Origin of the sequence: Thioalkalivibrio sp. ALgr1, from assembly GCF_000378285.1 — a bacterium.
Lineage (GTDB): Bacteria > Pseudomonadota > Gammaproteobacteria > Ectothiorhodospirales > Ectothiorhodospiraceae > Thioalkalivibrio.
This window is the reverse complement of sequence record NZ_KB905135.1, coordinates 30,856-48,115: the sequence shown is the minus strand read 5'-3', so window position 1 is coordinate 48,115 and position 17,260 is coordinate 30,856. Positions and strand designations below refer to the sequence as shown.

Below are 17,260 nucleotides of genomic sequence, written 5' to 3'. Positions count from 1 at the left end.
GTGATTCGACTGCTGCTGACCCTCGCGGCACTCAACGTCGTGCTGCTGGGGCTGGACGTGCCCCGCCACGCGGGAATTGGCCCGTACTGGCTGGCCTGGGAGGCGGTCCTGCTGGTCGGGCTGTTCGCGCTGTTGCCCGCCGGGCGGCTGGCGCGTGCGCTGGCCTGGCTGGCCGGATGCGTGCTGTTGGCGCTGGTGGTGCTGGCCCTGTTCGATGCCCTGACCCGCGTCAGCCTGGTACGCCCCCTGAATGTGATGCAGGACTGGATCCTGCTGGACGCGGTCTACCGGCTGGTGACCGGCAATCTGGATCTCTGGGTCACGGTGGCACTGGTGGTCGTACTGATCACGGGGCTGATCGCGGTGATCGCGGGCGCGGGGCGCGGCCTGTTCGCGCTGACCGTTCAGCCGACGCAAGGGCGCCGGATACCCCTGTCCGTAGCGGTCGGGCTGCTAACACTCGGGCTGGTGGGGGCGGTCGTCTCCGGCCGGGGCGCGGCACCGCCGGGTACGGCCGCGCCCGGGCTCGTTTCGGTCCAAAAGCAGATCGTGGCCGGGCAGGGGGCGTTGGCGGAGAACCGTGTATTTCGCGAGCGCCTGGAACAGACCCGCGAGCAGGCCGAGGGGCGTCCCCTGACGGGTCTGGCTGACGTCGACGTGATCCTGGGGCTGGTGGAGTCCTACGGGGTCTCGGCGGTGTTCGACGAGCGCTATGCCCCGGTCATCGTGCCGAGTCTCGAATCCATTGGCGAGCAGCTCGACGCCGCGGACCTGCATGTGGTGACCGGTGTACTGGAGGCCCCGATCGCCGGGGGGCAGTCCTGGCTGGCGCAGGCCTCGCTGCTGGCGGGCCTGCAGGTGCGTTACGCCGGGCATTATGACGCCCTGCAGGCGCAGACCCGCGACACCCTGGTGCAGGACTTTCAGGCGACCGGGCACGACACGGCCATGCTGGCCCCGGCGATCCAGCTCGACTGGCCGGAGGGACAGTGGTTTCGCTGGGACCGGATCGTCGACAAGCACGGGTTCGACTACGCCGGGCCGCCGTTTTTCTGGGTGACCATGCCGGACCAGTACACCTGGTCGTTCTTCGAACGCGAGATCCGCGGGCCCTCGGAGCGCCCGGTATTCGCGATGCTGGCCCTGATCAGCTCGCATGCACCGTGGACGCCGATCCTGCCGGTGCTGGAGGACTGGGAGTCGATCGGGGACGGCGCGGTCTTCGACGAGTGGGCGGGCAAGGGCCCGACCCCGGAGTCGCTGTGGCGGGACTTCGATCGCGTGCGCGAGTACTACGCGGAGTCGGTGCGCTATTCGCTGGAGGTGACCGGCGGCTACGCGGCGCGGTATGCGGACGAGGACACGCTATTTTTCATGCTGGGTGATCACCAGCCGGCCGCCCTGGTGACTGGTCAGGACGCCAGCTGGGCCGTGCCCGTGCATATCATCAGCGGCGATCCGGCCTTGCTGGAGCCATTTCGCGAATACGGGTTCGTCCCGGGCATGCAGCCGCCCTCGGAGCGGGCGGAGCATGGCTTTGACGCCCTGCGCGAGTGGCTGCGCGAGGCGTTCGGGACGCCACCGGGTTCGGACTAGTCGTCGCCTTCCGAGGCTTCGTAGTCTTCCTCGAGCAGTTCGCGCATCTGGTCGACGACGCCGGGTTCGGTCCACTCGATGGCGCCGAACAGGTAGTAGCGCAGGTTGCCCTCGCGGTCGACGACATAGCTGGTGGGGTAGGCCATCGCGCGCCAGTCGTTCAGCGACTCCTGGTCCGGGTCGAGCAGGATGGTGAACTCGGTTTGCACCTCGTTCTCGATGAAGTCGCGGATGGTCTCTTCGTCCTCGCCAAGATTGACCGCGAGGATGCGAAAGCCCTGTTCGCGCAGCTCGTCTTCCAGCAGCTGCATGGACGGCATTTCGTGCACGCAGGGCGGGCACCAGCTGGCCCAGAAGTTGATCAGCACGACCTCGCCACGATAGTCCTCCAGCCGGTGTTCCTCGCCGGCCAGGTCCGGGCGGACCAGTTCGGGGGCCGCGATGGGTTCGTCCAGCGTATCCAGCTGGACGTCGCCGCCGGTGGGCGTGTTCACGCTCAGGTCCAGGTCGTCGGATGCGGTGGCGGTGCGCGCGGCCGACAGGCGGCGTAGCAGGTCCATGCCGTAGACGAGTTCCTGGTGGAAGACCTCGCGCGCCAGGAGCTCGGTCTCCATCGCATCGGGGCGGAAGAAGAAGCGGTCACGCAACTCGGGGAGCAGGCGCGCCCCGACGGTGCTGCCCCCGTCACTGAGGGTCGAGCGGATCAGCCCCAGGTGCTGGAACTGCGGAGACAGCATCGGCTGGATGATGTAGACGGGCAGGTTGGTGACGCCGACGATGGGTTGCATCTCGGCCTCGTCGGTGTCCACCCCGGTATGCAGGTACGGGCTCATCATGATCAGCCCCGCCAGGTGCTCTGCTTCCGGATGTTCTTCCTGCCAGTGGTACAGGCCCGTGAGCAGCCAGGGCAGGGCGCGGTCATTGCCGAACACGAACACCGCGCGTTCGTCTTCCGCGTGCGCGGCCTCGATCAGGTCGCCCACGGTGTCGGTCGGCATCTCGTCGAAGCTGGAGGCGGCCTCCGGCAGGAAATGCCCGGCGAACGGGTCCGTCAGCCAGACCTCGACGCCGGCGGCCTGTAGCGCCAGGGCCTGCTGCCGGTGGCCGTCCAGCAGCCCGTGCTCGGACGGGAACCACAGCAGCACGGCCTCGCCATCGGTGGGGTAGCGCTCGACCGGGATCTCGGCCCCGCCCGCGTCGATGCTGGTGGCGGCGGAGACCGTGCCGGTCCGGGCATCGTCCGAGGTCTCTTCGGCAATCTCTTGCGCCAGGGCGGGGCTCGTACACAGGGCGCCAGTCAGGAGCAGGGCATGGAGCCACAAGGGCAAACGGATCATGGACAGAGGTCTGGTTGAATGAGTTCAAGCCGTAGACGTGGTGACAGCGGGTTTTGATCCCCCGCCAGTGTGAACGTCAGGGCGTTTCCGGGCGCGGGGCGTCGGCGTAGGGGTAGTCGCTGGCCTCGAGGTTTTCCTGGAAGGTCTCCAGGCGTTCCACCGCCAGGTCGGTCCGGTTGAACTGGGCGATATGGTACAGGGCGTCGCCCTCGTTGATCAGGGGCAGGTTGAGCTGACCGATGATGATCCCCGAGGCCGGGGCGAGGACCTCGGTCTCGGTCTCGCCGAAGGGATCGGAGACGATTGCCAGGCGCGTCTGGTCGCGGACCACGCGATCGCCTTGGCGCACGAAGCTGCGCAGGATGCCGCTTTGGGGGGCGCGTACCCAGCCGCTGGTGCGGGCCATGATGGGCTCGCGCGGGCTGCGGCGCCGGCTCGCCGGCAGCATGCCAAGATGCCGCATCACCTCGATGATCCCGTGTACACCGCCGCGGATGGACAGCTCGTCGAAGCGCAGTGCCTCGCCGGCCTCGTACAGCAGGATCGGCGTATCCCGCTCCGCCGCGGCCTCGCGCAGGGAGCCGTCGCGCAGTGCGGAATTCAGGACCACCGGTGCGCCGAAGGCGCGCGCCAGTTCCTGTGTTTCCGCGTGGTCGAGGTTGGCGCGGATCTGCGGCAGGTTGGAGCGGTGGATCGCCCCGGTGTGCAGGTCGATCCCGTGGGTGCTGCGGTGGACGATCTCGCGCATGAACAGCCGCGCGACCCGGGCCCCCAGCGAGCCCTTGGGTGATCCGGGGAAACAGCGATTCAGGTCGCGGCGGTCGGGCAGGTAGCGGCTCTGGTTGATGAAGCCGTGCATGTTGACCACGGGGATCGCCAGCAGCGTGCCCCGCATGCGCCGCAGCGCCGGGACCTTCAGCAGACGGCGGATGATCTCCACGCCGTTGATCTCGTCGCCATGGATGGCGGCGCTGACGAACAGCACCGGTCCCTTGCGCCGGCCGCACAGCACCTGTACGGGCATGTTGGTCGGGGTGTGGGTGTACAGGGCACCGAGCTGCAGCTCCACCGTTCGCCGTTCACCCGGGCGCACGGTTGTCCCGCCGATGGTGATGGGGGCGTTACGGTCGCCCCGGGGTGTGGCCATCAGCCACGGCCCTTGGTCTTGGTGCGGTTCGGCTTGGCGTTCTTCTGGATGAAGTCGATGATCATGCCGGCCACGTCCTTGCCGGAGGCGTTTTCGATTCCTTCCAGGCCCGGTGAGGAGTTCACCTCCATCACCACCGCGCCGTGGTTGGAGCGCAGGAGGTCGACGCCGCAGACATTCAGGCCCATCACCTTGGCCGCGCGCACCGCCGTAGCCCGTTCCTCGGGGGTGATGCGGCACAGGCTCGCGCTGCCACCGCGATGCAGGTTGGAACGAAACTCGCCTTCCTTTGCCTGGCGCTTCATCGAGGCGACGACCTTGTCGCCGATCACCAGGCAGCGGATATCCGAGCCCTTGGCCTCCTTGATGTACTCCTGCACCAGGATGTGCTGCTTCAGACCCATGAAGGCCTGGATCACGCTTTCCGCCGCCTGTTTGGTCTCGGCCAGCACGACCCCAAGCCCCTGGGTTCCCTCCAGCAGTTTGATCACGGCGGGTGCGCCGCCGACAGTGGCCAGCAGGTCGTCGATGTCATCGGGGGAGTGGGCAAAGCCGGTTACCGGCAGCCCGATGCCGCGGCGTGACAGGAGTTGCAGGCTGCGCAGCTTGTCGCGCGAGCGCGAGATGGCCACTGACTCGTTCAGGGGGTAGACGTTCATCATCTCGAACTGGCGCAGCACGGCGCTGCCGTAGAAGGTGATGGAGGCGCCGATACGCGGGATCACCGCGTTGAACTGGTCGAGCACATCGCCCTTGTAGTGGATCTGGGGCTTGTGCGCGGTGATGTTCATGTAGCAGCGTAGCGGGTCCACCACGCGGATCTCGTGACCGCGTTCCTGGGCGGCCTCGACCAGGCGCCGGGTGGAGTAGAGCTTGCTGTTGCGCGAGAGGATTCCGAGCTTCATTCGGGCATGGATTCCGGCGTTGCAGGATGTGGAGCGGGTCGCCCGAGCAGAAACGAGGCGCGGGGGTCCACCAGAAACCGCCCCCGCATGGCCTCGCGCCCGAGCAGCATACGAAACCGCATGGTATCGCGACTGGTCAGGGAGAGTTCCAGAGGGATCACTCGATCACCGATTTTAGCGCGGGTGGCGATGAAGTAACGCTCGCCGCTATGGCCGCCGGAGTCGGTGACGTTGCGAACATCCAGTACCGGGGCCTCGCACCAGGCCTCGGTCTGGTCATCCTGCTGGTACGGATGGATCCCGAAGCGCACCCATTCATGCCCGTCGCGGGTAAAACTCTCGATATAGAAGGCATGCAGCGCGGAGCTGCGCGCGCCGGTATCCACCTTGCACTTGATGGCTCCGAGGCCGAGATCCGGTAGGCCGACCCACTCGCGCCAGCCGAGCACATCTTCGGCACGCGCCGATGGATTGTAATGAGGCGGGCGATCCATGAGTCTCCCGGGACATTGGGTCTGGCCCCCACTATAACGAATCGCCCGCCGGTTGCTGGTGCTCAGTCGTCGGCGATCGCCGCACCTGAGAGGTTGTCGAGCGCGTTGCTCATCTGCTCGACAATATCCTCGCGATCGTCGATCCCGTGGCGTTCGGCCAGCCACTCGGGATCGTTGTAGGCCAGCCAGGTCTGTCCTTCCGCATCGGTCCAGGCCAGCGCCTTCATCGGCAGGTCGATGCCCGCGTGCTGGCGGCTGGTGAACATGTGGCTGCCCAGGGCCGGATTGCCGAACAGCAGCAGCTCGGTCGGGCCAAGATCAATGTCCTCGCCCGCGGCCTTGCTGGCGTGATCCCAGCGCAGGGCGACGTTGACATCGTTCGCCTGCAGGGCGGACTCGAAGCGGTCCAGGGTTTCCGCGGCCGAGTGCGGGCTGGCCTTGGTGATCATGCCGTCCACATCGAACGCCTGCGCGGACGTGGCGGCGAGGGCGAGCGACAGTGTGGTGGCCAGAAGGGTTTTTTTCGTGACGAATTCCTTTTCATCGTGGTTGAGGACTTGAATGGTCGCGGGGGGATCAAAGCGCCCCGCCGCAGCTGGAACCCTGGCCGGCCGTGCATCCGTAGCAGTGGTCGCCGACCGCGATCGGTGCCTGCGCCAGGTACTCGGGCGTCAGCTCGCCGATGTGGACGCGGTGGCCGCGACCGGCCCCCAGGGGTAACCCCAGCATCTGGTTGAAGTCACAGTCGTGCACGTATCCCTGCCAGTCGACCGAGACGAGTGTCCGACACATGACGCTCGCGAGGTTAGACGACTGATGGGCGTTTCGCAGCGTCTGCATGTAGGCGTTGTAACGGCCCTCACGCGCTAGCGTCTTGGCGAAGCGGTGAATGGGCATGTTGGTGATCGTGAACAGCGCGTTGAAAAGGATGCCGTACTCGCGCTCGAGGTGCTCGTGGTAGGCGGCCTCCAGTTCGGCCTGCGGGGGCGGCAGACTCGGCCCTTGCGGGTTGTAGACCAGGTTGAGACCGAGCCCGCTGTCGGGCTGGCCGTAACCCAGGGCATTGAGCTGCTTCAGACCTGCAATGCTGCGTTCGAACACACCGTCGCCACGCTGGGCATCGACGTTCTCTTCCAGATAGCAGGGCAGCGAGGCCACGATCTCGATGCCCTGTTCGGCCAGGAACGCTGCCAGGTCCTCCTGCCCGGGTTCACCGAGGATGGTCAGGTTGCAGCGATCCATCACGTGTATCCCGCGCTGGCGGGCGGCGCGGACCAGGTCGCGAAAGCCGGGATTCAGTTCCGGGGCGCCACCGGTCAGGTCCAGGGTCTGGACGTCGCAGCGATCGCAGCAGGCGAGCAGTTCGTCGATCACCTCTGGCGGCATGATCTCGCGCCGGTTCGGCCCGGCGTTCACATGGCAGTGAAAGCAGGTCTGGTTGCAGACATAGCCGAGGTTGGCCTGCAGGGTCTCCAGCCGCGCCCGGGTCAGGGGCGGGAAATCGTGGTAGGCCACCAAAGGCTCCTGCTGGATCATCACATCCCCTGCACGGTGCGGATACGTACGCAAAGCAACACCCTAAGCCTGACCGGTCGCGGCGCCGCCGACAACGAAGCCGGACGGCGGGTGGGGTTCTGATACCGTAGCGGGATGCTGGAACGTCTTCAGGTCTGGGTCTATCTCGCCGCGATTGTGCTGGGGCTCGTCCTGGCCAGCCTCTGGCCGGGGCTTGGCGAGGGGCTGACCGCCTGGGTATGGATCGCGCTCGGGCTGTTGCTGTTTGTCACCTTTGCGCAGATCCCCTGGGAGGCGATCCGGCTCGCCTTTAACGATCGCCGCTTCCTGGTGGCCGCACTGGTGGGGAACTTCGTGCTGGTGCCGCTGTTGCTGATCGCCCTGCTGCCGTTGGCCCCGGACGACCCGGCGATACGGCTGGGCATCCTGCTCGTGCTGCTGATGCCCTGCACCGACTGGTTCATTGCCTTTGCCCGCCAGGGCGGGGGCGATAGTGCGCGTGCCGCGGCCTTTGCGCCGGTGAGTCTTGCGGCGCAATTCCTGATGCTGCCGGTGTACCTGGCCCTCATCCTGGGGCCGGGCGAGACCGTGGGCCTTATGTCGCCGACCGTGTTCGCCGCGGCGGCGCTGCTGATCGGGCTGCCGCTGTCGGCGGCCGTTCTGCTGGAGCAGGCGCTCAGGGTGCGGGGGCGTGTGCAGGTCTGGCAGAACCGCTTCGGGGTCGCCACCGTTCCGCTGCTGGCGCTGGTGGTGGGGCTGATCGCGCTGGCGGAGGCCCCGGTGGTGTTCGAGGGCGGGCGGGAGCTGCTGGGGGTGATCCCGGTGTACCTGCTGTTTCTGGTCGGGGCGGCCGCACTGGCATGGGCCCTGGCCCGGGTATTCGCCCTGCCCATTGAGCAGGGGCGCACACTGGCGTTCAGCCTGGGTACGCGCAACTCGTTTGTCGTGCTGCCGGTGGCGCTGGCACTGCCGGAGGCCCTGCACGCGGCCGTCATGGTCATCGTGCTGCAGTCGCTGGTCGAGCTGTTCGGGATGCTCGGCTACCTGCGCTGGATGCCGCGCCTGTTCCCCGCCCCGCAGGCACCCTCGGAACCATCCGGGTCGAGCTGACGATCAGTCCTGGGGAGACATTGGCCCCCCTAGTTCTCCAGCTGACGCAGTTCGTGCTCGATGATCAGGTCCGCGAGGCCCTCCGGATCGTGGGCGTCAAGCACGCCCAGGTCGCCATCACGCACGAGCGGGCCGCCGGCCCCGTGCGCGTCGCTGTGCAGCTTCTGGTAGGTCATCTGTCCGGGATAGAACACCGGGACCTCGGTCCATTCGAGGTCGGCGTCGTCCAGGTGTCCGTCCGTGTACTGGGCTTCGATGTCGGCCTCGCCATTGTCCAGCCCCAGCGTCAGGGGCAGCGAGACCAGATGCCAGCGGGCCCCGGTGCCGTTGTGCACGGCGAAGGCGACGTTGTAGGTATTGCCCTGTTCAAGTGCCTTGCTGTCGCGTGAGTCCGGGGCGTCGAGCGAGCGGGTCAACGCGATGCGCCAGGCCCCGTCCTGGTAGCCGCCCGAGGCCTCGATCGCGCCGCGGCTGCCACCGGGCTCGCGCAGGAAGCGCTGGGGCAGGGTGTCGCCCTCCTGCCAGTCATAGTCGGGGTCAAACGCGACCGAGTTATTTTCCGACAGGAAGTAGGGGTCGTTCTGGCCATATTCGCCCGCGACCAGGCGCTCCCAGTCGAGGGCCGGGGCGCCCACCTGGTCGGGGTCGAACATATAGGCGGGCTGCTCGGTGTCGTCGTCCCAGTTGGTGGTGAACATGCTGTCGCCCTCGGAGGCGAGGCGGTAGTGCAGCACATAGCCGTTATCCGCGTACCCCATCGGGTGGCTGCGGTGGGCCCGCCATTGCCACAGGTCGAGGAATTCGCCGTTCTCGCGCATCGCCTCGAGCTCGTCATCATCGCGGATGGCGTCCCAGGAGACATCTTCCGGGTCATCGGTTTCGCGGGTCTGCGGCAGGTATTTGCGCACATCGCTGCGGCCCATCGCTTCGCCCAGCTTGGGGTGTTCGCGCACGTCGTCGCGATCCACCTCCGAGCTCAGGCTGCGCATGCCTTCGTGTGCCGTCATCCAGCCACCAAGGCGCATGAAGTCGTCGACCGAGCCGTCGTCCAGCATCATCGAGATGCGGTCTTCGTACAGGCCGTGCTCGTCCGGCTCCGGGCCGCCGGAGCCGTAGCGCACCCATTCGCCATCCTCGTAGCGCCAGTACTGGTGATACCAGCTGGGGCTGTTGGTTTCGTACTCGTAGTGAATCCGGATGCGGTCCCCGTTGTAGACTGCTGCCACGCGCAACACGCCCTGGCTGTCCTCGGCCCCTGGGATGTAGACATTCTGATCAGGGTCGCTCTTCCGCGGTTCGTCGGCCAGAACCAGGGTGGGGCCGGTGGCTGCGATCAGGAGGGCAAGCAGGCGTCGTTTCATGAGCGGGGATTCCTTGGGGTGCTATCGATGGGGCGTAGGGAGGCTTGCTCGGGGCAGCCATTGAAGGGGCGTTAACAGGCAGACACCAGGGTTCTGGCGTCTGCCTGCAGGCGGGGCCTCACTGCATCAGCAGGTAGCCCTCGTGCTGCAGTTCGATGATCTCGGCGTCGGCCATGGGCACCAGGTTCACAAAGCCGTGGACGTCTTCGTGGTCGATGCCGCGCAGCCGGGCGGAGGCCTCACACATGCGGAACTCGATGACGCCGCCTTCACTGAGGGACTTGGCGCGACGCATGGTTTCCTCGCGCTCCTCGAACTGGTCGCGCGTGAAGAACGGGACCTCGCGGCCATGCAAAACCAGCACGATGTGGGCCTCGAACGGATCGGACTCGTAGACGTTGTTCAGCATGCTGACGCGATCGAGCACCATGTTCAGCTCGTCTTCGGTATCCACATAGACGTCGTAGACCACCTTACGTGGCTCGTATTCGCGGTCCATCATCTCGGCCGAGCCCCAGGGCATCTTGTCGTCCGCACTGCCCGCCAGCGGCAACGCGAACAGGGCAATGCCGGCAAGCAGGCAGAGCAAAAAAGCAGGGGTGCGGGAGCGATGTTGCATGGTCGTGTCCTCCGGGTCGGTTCTTGATGTTGGACGACTGGGGGTGGGCGCTTCTTCCCCGGTTATAGCCGTTCATGAGGAGCGCTGCCGCGCAGCGCACGCTCGACGATGGATTCCATCGCCAGCGTGACGCGTCGGCTCAGGCGCTGCGGGCGCGTATAGGTAATCTCGAACAGGTCGGCCTCGCGGCTGGTCTCCAGCAGCAGATCATCGCTGGTTCGCAGTTCATCGGCCAGGCCCAGGTCGTGTGCCTGTTCGCCGTACCAGTGCTCGCCGGTTGCCACTTTCTCCAGGTCCAGGGATGGGCGGTAGCGGGAAAGAAACGTCTTGAACTGGTCGTGCGCCTCGTCCAGCTGCTCGCGGAACTTGCGCCGGCCCTCGTCGGTGTTCTCCCCGAGTACGGTCAGGGTGCGCTTGTATTCGCCGGCGGTCAGCAGTTCGACATCGATGTCATGACGTTCCAGCCAGCGGTGCAGATTCGGAATCTGGGCCACGACCCCGATCGACCCCAGCACCGCGAAGGGCGCAGCCACGATCCGGTGCGCCACGGCGGCCATCATGTACCCGCCGCTGGCGGCAACCCGGTCCACCGCGACGGTCAGGTCCAGCCCCTGGTCGCGCAGGCGGGCCAGTTGCGAGGCCGCCAGGCCGTACGACGGGACAAGCCCCCCGGGGCTTTCCAGGCATACGATCACCCGGTCCTGTTCGGGGCGGGCGAGGGTCAGGATCGCGGTCACCTCCTCGCGCAGGCTGTCGACGCTGGAGGCGCGGATATCGCCGGTGAAGTGCAGCACATACACCCTGGGCCGTTCCTGGTCGCCGGAATCCGGGCCGGGGTGTTCGCTCGGGGTATCCGGTTTTGGGGCCTCGGTGGATTCACCTTCGCCGGACGAGGAATCGCCGCGGCGCCACCCCAGCTTCTTGCGCAGCCGCGCTCGCCAGGTCGCGCTTCCCTCGACCGCGTGGCGGATGGTCTTCTCCATGCGGCGATAGCGATCGTTCAGCTTGCGCACCGTCAGGCGGTCCGGACGCCTCTCGCGGCTCTTGGCGACCACCCCCGCCACGGCACTCACGAAGATCAGCACCACCACGAGGGCGGTTACGAGTTTGGCGAAGAACAGCCCGTATTCCTGTAGCAATTCCATCCGTGTCGTCCTGTTCCGTCGGGCGGCTGTCGGCATGCCATAATGCCAGCATGAGGATCGAAAGCGACGAAGACCCCCGTAGTGCAGGACTGTTTCCGGGGCGCGAGGGTTCCGCCAGCGACACCCCGCCGGACCCGGTCATCCATAAGGGATACGCCACCCTGAGCCTGCGTCAGATCGACGAATGGAACGGTGTGCCCAAGGGCACGGCCTTTCGTCTGTTCAAGGCGCAAAAGGATCAGCTGCGCGAGGGGCAGGACTTTTTCTACATCCCCGAGGGCAAGGACCCGGAGCTGACCGAGACCCTGCGCATGGACGGCCGAATCTACCCCTCCACGGTCCATCTGCTGCTGATGACCACGACCGCCTACGCGCGGATGCGCGAGGAATGGCATCGGCGTATCCACAAGACCGGCTGCGGGTGCCCCGAGGAACACTAGGATGAATCGGGCGGCGTTTGGTTCGATGCTGTGTGCTGAGAAGCCGCGGCAGTGGCGGTGCAGCCTGTCACCAGAACGGGGCCGCCGCGTCCTGGCGTGGACTCCTGGATGTCGACGTAGGCGGGTCCATTGATCCGCGTCTCCCTGGAGCAATGGCGCATGTTGCAGGCGGTGGTGGCCGCCGGCGGTTTTGCTCGTGCCGCGGAACAAGTTCACAAGAGCCCCTCCAGTGTGAATCATGCGGTGCAGAAGCTGGAAGAGCGCCTGGGCGTCGAGGTCTTCGAAGTCCAGGGCCGCAAGGCGGTGCTGACCCCGGCGGGCGAGGCGCTGCTGCGCCGTGCCGAGCACCTGCTGGAGGAGGCCGCCGAGATCGAGGCCCTGGCCGGTGCGCTCGCCGCCGGTGTGGAGTCCGAGGTGCGGCTGGCGGTGGACCAGATCCTGCCGCGGGGCCCGGTGATCCAGGCGCTGGAGCGCTTTTCCCGTGCCTATCCGGCCACGCGTGTCCAGCTGGAGGAGGTCGTCCTGAGCGGCGGCCCGGAACTCCTGCGCGAAGGCCGGGTGGATATCCTGATCGCGCCGGAGTTGCCGGGCGGCTATCTGGGCGCCTGGCTGGCGGATCAGATCATGGTCTGCGTGGCACACCCGGGACATCCGCTGGCCGACGGCCAGCGGCTGACACGGCGGGACCTGCAGGCGCAGCGCCAGATCGTGGTTCGTGATTCCGGCGAGCAGCAGGCCGGGGAGGGTGGCTGGCTCGAGGCCGACCAGCGCTGGACGGTCTCGCACATGAGTACCGCGCGCGCGATCCTGTGCTCCGGGATCGGCTTCGCCTGGCTGCCGCTGGATCGTATCGCGGAGGATCTTGAGCAGGGGTGTCTGGTCGAATTGAACCTGGAGGCAGGCACGCGCCACGAGGTGCCGTTCTACATGGCGCACGCGGATCGCGACCGCGCCGGGGCCGCCAGCCAGGCCCTGATGGAGGCCCTGGAGGCCGCCTTCGGCGGAAGCTCGTCAGAGCCCCCTGAACGGTAGGAGCCTGCCTGCAGGCGAAGCCCTGCCTGCGCCGGAGAGGAACAAGCCGGCTCCAAAACCAAGCCACCCAACCAGCAAGGAAAGAATCGATGTGCGGGATCGCGGGAGAATTCGTCTGGGGTGAACGGCGCGCCAGTGGCGAGGCCGTGGCGCGCATGCTGCCCTGCCTGGAACGGCGCGGGCCGGATGCCGACGGGCTGTGGGCCTCCGGGCGGGTGGCCCTGGGGCACCGGCGCCTGTCGATCCTGGACCTGTCGCAGCGCGCGCACCAGCCGATGTTCGACCCGGAGACCGGGCTCGCGCTGGTGTTCAACGGCGCGATCTACAACTTCCGTGCCCTGCGCAGCGAGCTGGAGGGCCGCGGCCATCGCTTCTTCTCCACCGGCGATACCGAGGTCATCCTGCGCGGCTATGCCGAGTGGGGCGAGGGCATCGTCGCCCGGCTGCACGGCATGTTTGCCTTTGCGCTGTATGACGGCCACGCCCAGCGCTTGCTGCTGGCGCGCGACCGCATGGGCATCAAGCCGCTGTATCTGGCGCGCGGTGGCGACGGCATCCGCTTCGCCTCCAACACCCAGGCGCTGCTGGCGGCGGGCGACGTGGACACCGAGCTGGATGCCGAGGCGTTGCACATGCTGTTCTCGCTGCACGCGGTGGTGCCCGCGCCGCGTACCGTGCTGCGCGGTATCCGCAAGCTGGAGCCGGGGCATTACCTCAGTATCGATGCGCGTGGGCAGGAGCGACTGCAACGTTACTGGACGCTGTATGCCCACCGCCCGGCCGAGGCCGTGTCCGACGCCGAATGGCAGGAGCGTATCGAGCACAGTCTGCGCAGCGCCGTGCGCAAGCGCCTGGAGGTGGCCGACGTGCCGGTGGGCGTGCTGCTCTCCGGCGGGCTTGACTCGTCGCTGTTGGTCGCGCTGGCGATGGAGGAGGGGGCGCAGGACCTGCGTACCTTCACCGTCGGCTTCGAGGACCAGCCGGAGGAGAAGGGATCGGAGTTCGAGTACTCCGATCCGGTCGCCGAGCGCTACGCCACCGACCATCAGGCCACGCTGATCCCCAACGACCAGGTGCTGGCCCGCCTGCCGGAGGCGGTGGGGGCGATGGCCGAGCCGATGTTCGGCCAGGATGCGGTGGCCTTCTACCTGCTCTCGGAACAGGTCTCGCAGCATGTGAAGGTGGTGCAGTCCGGCCAGGGCGCGGACGAGGTCTTCGGTGGCTACTTCTGGTACCCGCAGATGGCCGAGGACCGTCACGGCGACTGGGTGGAACGTTTCCGTCGCCACTACTTCGACCGCGACCACCCCGAGATGGCCGAGATGCTGCGCCACCCGCCGTCGAATGACGTGACCGGCGACTGGCTGCGCGAGCAGTTCGCCGAACTCGAGACCGACCGCGCGGATTCCTTCATCGACGCGGTGCTGGCGCTGGATGTGACCACGCTGATCGTGGACGACCCGGTCAAGCGCGTGGACAACATGACCATGGCCTTCGGCCTGGAGGCGCGGGTCCCGTTCCTGGATCACGAGCTGGTGGAGACCGCCGCCGCGATGCCGCCGCACCTGAAGCTGGGCGACGGCGGCAAGGACGTGCTGCGCCGCATCGCCCGCGGGCGCCTGCCGGACGCGGTGCTGGACCGGCCCAAGGGCTACTTCCCGGTGCCGGCACTCAAATACGTGCGCGGCGACTTCCTCGAATTCATGCGCGACATCCTGACCTCGCGCGCCTCGCGCGAGCGCGGGCTGTACCAGCCGGCCTACATCGACAAGCTGCTGGACGCCCCGGATCAGTACTTCACCCGCATCCAGGGTTCCAAGCTGTGGCATGCGGCCCTGCTCGAATACTGGCTGCAGACCCACGTGGATCGGTAAGCGCCGCATGGAACGGGTGCGGATCCGGCGCGTCTACGATCCGGTCGGGCCCGACGACAGGTGTCGTGTGCTGGTTGATCGCCTCTGGCCGCGGGGGATAAAGAAATCCACACTCGCACTGGATGCCTGGGAAAAGGCCATCGCGCCGTCCCCGGAGCTGCGCCGCTGGTTCGGCCATGACCCGGGGCGCTGGCGTGATTTCTGCCGCCGTTATCAAACAGAACTGGAGGCGGCGCCGAGGCCTGGGGCCGGCTATTGGGGTACGCCCGCCGCGGCTGCCTGACGCTGCTGACGGCCACGCGGGATGTGGAGCATAGCCACGCGGTGGTGTTGCGCGATCTCCTTGCTGCCGAGCGGGCTGAGGAGGAGCGACCCGGCGAACGTGCTTCGCCGGTGTGCTTCGCGCCCGACGAGCCCGCGGCAGATCCGGATTGATCGCTCAGGACTCCTTCAGGCGCGGCATCAGCATGGTCAGGTTGCAGGGCATGGTGCGGTCGTCCAGCTGGGCCTGGATGATGCGGTCCCAGGCGGTGCGGCAGGCGCCGGTGGAGCCCGGCAGCACGAAGACATAGGTGCCGTTAGCCACGCCCGACAGCGCGCGGGACTGCAGGCTGGAGGTGCCGATCTCCTCAAAGGAGAGCATGCGGAACAGCTCGCCGAAGCCCTCGATGGTCTTGTCCAGTAGCACCGAGGCGGCCTCCGGGGTGCCGTCGCGGCCCGTGATGCCGGTGCCGCCGGTGGTTAGCACCGCGTCGATCTCCGGATCGGCAATCCAGCGTGAGAGTTCGGCGCGGATCGCATAGATGTCGTCCCGGACTACGCGGCGCTCGGCCAGGCGGTGCCCTGCGCCCTCCAGCCGTTCCACCAGGGCATCGCCGGAGCGGTCCTCGGCCAGCGTTCGGCTGTCGGATACCGTGAGGACGGCGATGTTCAGCGGAGTCTGGACGGGGGAGGTTTCCGGGCACTTGGCGGTCATGGGCAACGTCCTGTTGGTGTATCGTGAGCGCCCATCATAATGAATGCGGGTCCGGTCGCGGCAATGCGGCCGGATCGAGACGTCTGGAGTCAGCAGGAATGTCGGAGCGGGTACAAAAGGTCCTGGCGGCGCGCGGCCTCGGCTCGCGGCGCGAGATCGAGGGCTGGATCGAGCGCGGCGAGGTGAAGGTCAACCAGCGCACGGCGAAGCTGGGCGATCAGGTCGGGCCGAATGACGTGATCCGCGTGCGCGGCCGCGTGATCCACATGGCGGAGCATGCGCATCGCTGGCTCGTGTATCACAAGCCGGTCGGCGAGATCTGCAGTCGCAGCGACCCCGAGGGCCGCAAGCCGGTGTTCGCCAGCCTGCCGCGCCTGAAGGGGCAGCGCTGGGTCGCGGTCGGGCGTCTCGACCTGAATACCTCGGGACTGCTGCTGTTCACCACCGATGGCGAACTGGCGAACCGCCTGATGCACCCCAGTCATTCGCTGGAGCGCGAGTATGCGGTGCGGGTGCTGGGCGAGGTCCCCGACGATACGCGGCGCATGCTGCTGGAAGGGGTCGAGCTGGAGGATGGTCCCGCGCGCTTCGATGTCCTGGAAGAGCGTGGCGGCGACGGCGCCAACCACTGGTTTCATGTCGTGGTCAGTGAGGGTCGCAACCGTCTGGTGCGCCGCCTGTGGGACGCCGTAGGTGTGACCGTGAGCCGGCTGATCCGGGTGCGCTACGGACCGGTGGTGCTCGGGCGCGGTCTGAAGACGGGTGCGTCGCGGGATCTGGAGGTGCGCGAGGTCGAGGCCCTGTACGAGGCAGTCGAGCTGCCCGTGCCGGAGTCCATTCGCGAGCGGGGTCGGCGCCGCGGGCCGGGCCGCAACACCCGGCCCGCGCGCGGCAAGCGGGGCAAGTCGGGCGGGCGCGTACGTGAAGCGGATCGCTGGAGCTCCACCAAGCCGGGGAGCGGCCCCGGCAAGGGCGGCAAGACCGGACGTTCGGGGCCAGGAGGTTCCGGGCGCAAGGGTGGGCCGCGCAAGCCGGGTGGTCGGGCGCGTTCCTGATGTCGTTGCGGGTGGCCGAAGTGCGGCAGCGCCTGCAGGGCGCCTACGGCGACCTGCAGTGGTGGCCGGCGGAGTCGGCGTTCGAGGTCATGGTGGGCGCGGTGCTCACGCAGAACACCAGCTGGACCAATGTCGAACGCGCAATCGCGAATCTGCGCGAGGCCGATGTGCTGGACCCGGAAGCCCTGCTGGAGCTCCCGCACGAGACCCTGGCCGAACACATCCGCCCGAGCGGCTACTTCAACGTGAAGGCCGACCGTCTGCGGCACCTGCTGCGCTTTCTGGAACAGCACGGCGGGGTGGAAGCCCTGGCCCGCATGGAGACCGAGGCCTTGCGCTCGGCCCTTCTGGGCGTCAAGGGCGTCGGGCCGGAGACGGCGGACGACATCGTGCTGTACGCCTTCGAACGGCCGGTGTTCGTGGTCGATGCCTACACCCGGCGGCTGTTCGAACGGCTGGGCCTGCCGCATGCGCGTGGCGCCTACGACGACCTGCGGGCCTGGGTGGAGTCGGAGCTGGGGCCGGATGCGCAGGCCTTCAATGATCTGCACGCCTTGATTGTGGAACACGGCAAGCAGCGCTGCCGTCCGAAACCGCTTTGTCAGGGATGCCCCCTGAGCGACGCCTGTCCCGGCCGCGTGGTGGATTAGAACT

17 protein-coding genes and 1 pseudogene are annotated in these 17,260 nt (G+C 67.4%); 8 read left to right on the top strand and 10 right to left on the bottom strand.

The features are described 5' to 3' along the window. Entirely contained in the window at nt 1-1,596 is a 1,596-nt protein-coding gene (locus F466_RS0109610) for a hypothetical protein (RefSeq protein ID WP_019592698.1), read from the top strand. On the opposite strand, the gene F466_RS0109605 is transcribed toward F466_RS0109610, so the two are convergent. The 6 genes from F466_RS0109605 to arsS form a co-directional block, all read right to left on the bottom strand. Continuing rightward, entirely contained in the window at nt 1,593-2,933 is a 1,341-nt protein-coding gene (locus F466_RS0109605) for a TlpA disulfide reductase family protein (protein ID WP_018994009.1), read from the bottom strand. The genes F466_RS0109610 and F466_RS0109605 overlap by 4 nt on opposite strands. A gap of 76 nt (nt 2,934-3,009) precedes the next feature. Next, entirely contained in the window at nt 3,010-4,080 is a 1,071-nt protein-coding gene (locus F466_RS0109600; protein ID WP_018994008.1) for a succinylglutamate desuccinylase/aspartoacylase family protein, read from the bottom strand. Then, nucleotides 4,080-4,985: a 30S ribosomal protein S6--L-glutamate ligase gene (gene rimK, locus F466_RS0109595; protein ID WP_018994007.1), complete on the bottom strand. Its 906-nt coding sequence runs from the start codon at nt 4,983-4,985 to the stop codon at nt 4,080-4,082. The genes F466_RS0109600 and rimK overlap by 1 nt, the downstream gene beginning before the upstream one ends. After that, on the bottom strand, nt 4,982-5,479 hold the full coding sequence (locus tag F466_RS0109590) for an ATP-dependent zinc protease (RefSeq protein WP_018994006.1): 498 nt from the start codon (nt 5,477-5,479) through the stop codon (nt 4,982-4,984). The genes rimK and F466_RS0109590 overlap by 4 nt, the downstream gene beginning before the upstream one ends. Nucleotides 5,480-5,541: 62 nt before the next feature. Next, nucleotides 5,542-5,937: a DUF302 domain-containing protein gene (locus tag F466_RS0109585; RefSeq protein WP_018994005.1), complete on the bottom strand. Its 396-nt coding sequence runs from the start codon at nt 5,935-5,937 to the stop codon at nt 5,542-5,544. 118 nt (nt 5,938-6,055) lie between these two features. Then, complete coding sequence (gene arsS, locus F466_RS0109580) at nt 6,056-7,015, bottom strand: arsenosugar biosynthesis radical SAM (seleno)protein ArsS (protein WP_018994004.1); 960 nt, start codon at nt 7,013-7,015, stop codon at nt 6,056-6,058. Between the two features lie 114 nt (nt 7,016-7,129). Here arsS and F466_RS0109575 point away from each other — a divergent pair, with 114 nt between their 5' ends. Then, nucleotides 7,130-8,104, top strand: a complete 975-nt coding sequence (locus F466_RS0109575) for an arsenic resistance protein (RefSeq protein WP_018138412.1) — start codon at nt 7,130-7,132, stop codon at nt 8,102-8,104. A 29-nt stretch (nt 8,105-8,133) separates the two neighbouring features. Here F466_RS0109575 and F466_RS0109570 read toward each other — a convergent pair whose 3' ends face one another. The 3 genes from F466_RS0109570 to sohB form a co-directional block, all read right to left on the bottom strand. Then, nucleotides 8,134-9,465, bottom strand: a complete 1,332-nt coding sequence (locus F466_RS0109570) for an ethylbenzene dehydrogenase-related protein (protein WP_018994003.1) — start codon at nt 9,463-9,465, stop codon at nt 8,134-8,136. A gap of 118 nt (nt 9,466-9,583) precedes the next feature. Then, nucleotides 9,584-10,084, bottom strand: coding sequence for a DsrE family protein (locus F466_RS0109565; protein WP_018138414.1), 501 nt, complete (start codon nt 10,082-10,084; stop codon nt 9,584-9,586). Nucleotides 10,085-10,146: 62 nt separating this feature from the next. After that, nucleotides 10,147-11,229 (bottom strand): protease SohB, encoded by a 1,083-nt coding sequence (gene sohB / locus F466_RS0109560; RefSeq protein ID WP_018994002.1) that lies wholly within the window; start codon nt 11,227-11,229, stop codon nt 10,147-10,149. A gap of 50 nt (nt 11,230-11,279) precedes the next feature. On the opposite strand from sohB, the gene F466_RS0109555 reads away from it, so the two are divergent. The 4 genes and pseudogenes from F466_RS0109555 to F466_RS13175 all read left to right on the top strand — a co-directional run bounded on the left by F466_RS0109555 (nt 11,280) and on the right by F466_RS13175 (nt 15,010). Then, nucleotides 11,280-11,669 carry a hypothetical protein gene (locus F466_RS0109555; RefSeq protein ID WP_018994001.1) on the top strand — a complete coding sequence of 130 codons (390 nt, stop codon included), beginning with the start codon at nt 11,280-11,282 and terminating at the stop codon, nt 11,667-11,669. A gap of 129 nt (nt 11,670-11,798) precedes the next feature. Beyond that, nucleotides 11,799-12,701 carry a LysR family transcriptional regulator gene (locus F466_RS0109550; protein WP_255349444.1) on the top strand — a complete coding sequence of 301 codons (903 nt, stop codon included), beginning with the start codon at nt 11,799-11,801 and terminating at the stop codon, nt 12,699-12,701. An 89-nt stretch (nt 12,702-12,790) separates the two neighbouring features. Further along, entirely contained in the window at nt 12,791-14,575 is a 1,785-nt protein-coding gene (locus tag F466_RS0109545; RefSeq protein WP_018993999.1) for an N-acetylglutaminylglutamine amidotransferase, read from the top strand. Between the two features lie 7 nt (nt 14,576-14,582). Further along, a pseudogene (locus F466_RS13175) lies at nt 14,583-15,010 on the top strand (DUF488 domain-containing protein). A 4-nt stretch (nt 15,011-15,014) separates the two neighbouring features. Here F466_RS13175 and moaB read toward each other — a convergent pair. Further along, a complete protein-coding gene (gene moaB, locus F466_RS0109535) occupies nt 15,015-15,551 on the bottom strand; it encodes a molybdenum cofactor biosynthesis protein B (protein ID WP_018993997.1) in 537 nt (178 codons plus the stop codon). 98 nt (nt 15,552-15,649) lie between these two features. Between moaB and rluB the strand changes: the two genes are divergently transcribed. Beyond that, complete coding sequence (gene rluB / locus F466_RS0109530) at nt 15,650-16,606, top strand: 23S rRNA pseudouridine(2605) synthase RluB (protein WP_018138420.1); 957 nt, start codon at nt 15,650-15,652, stop codon at nt 16,604-16,606. Then, nucleotides 16,606-17,256 carry an endonuclease III domain-containing protein gene (locus tag F466_RS0109525; RefSeq protein WP_018993996.1) on the top strand — a complete coding sequence of 217 codons (651 nt, stop codon included), beginning with the start codon at nt 16,606-16,608 and terminating at the stop codon, nt 17,254-17,256. The genes rluB and F466_RS0109525 overlap by 1 nt, the downstream gene beginning before the upstream one ends. Nucleotides 17,257-17,260 lie beyond the last annotated feature (4 nt).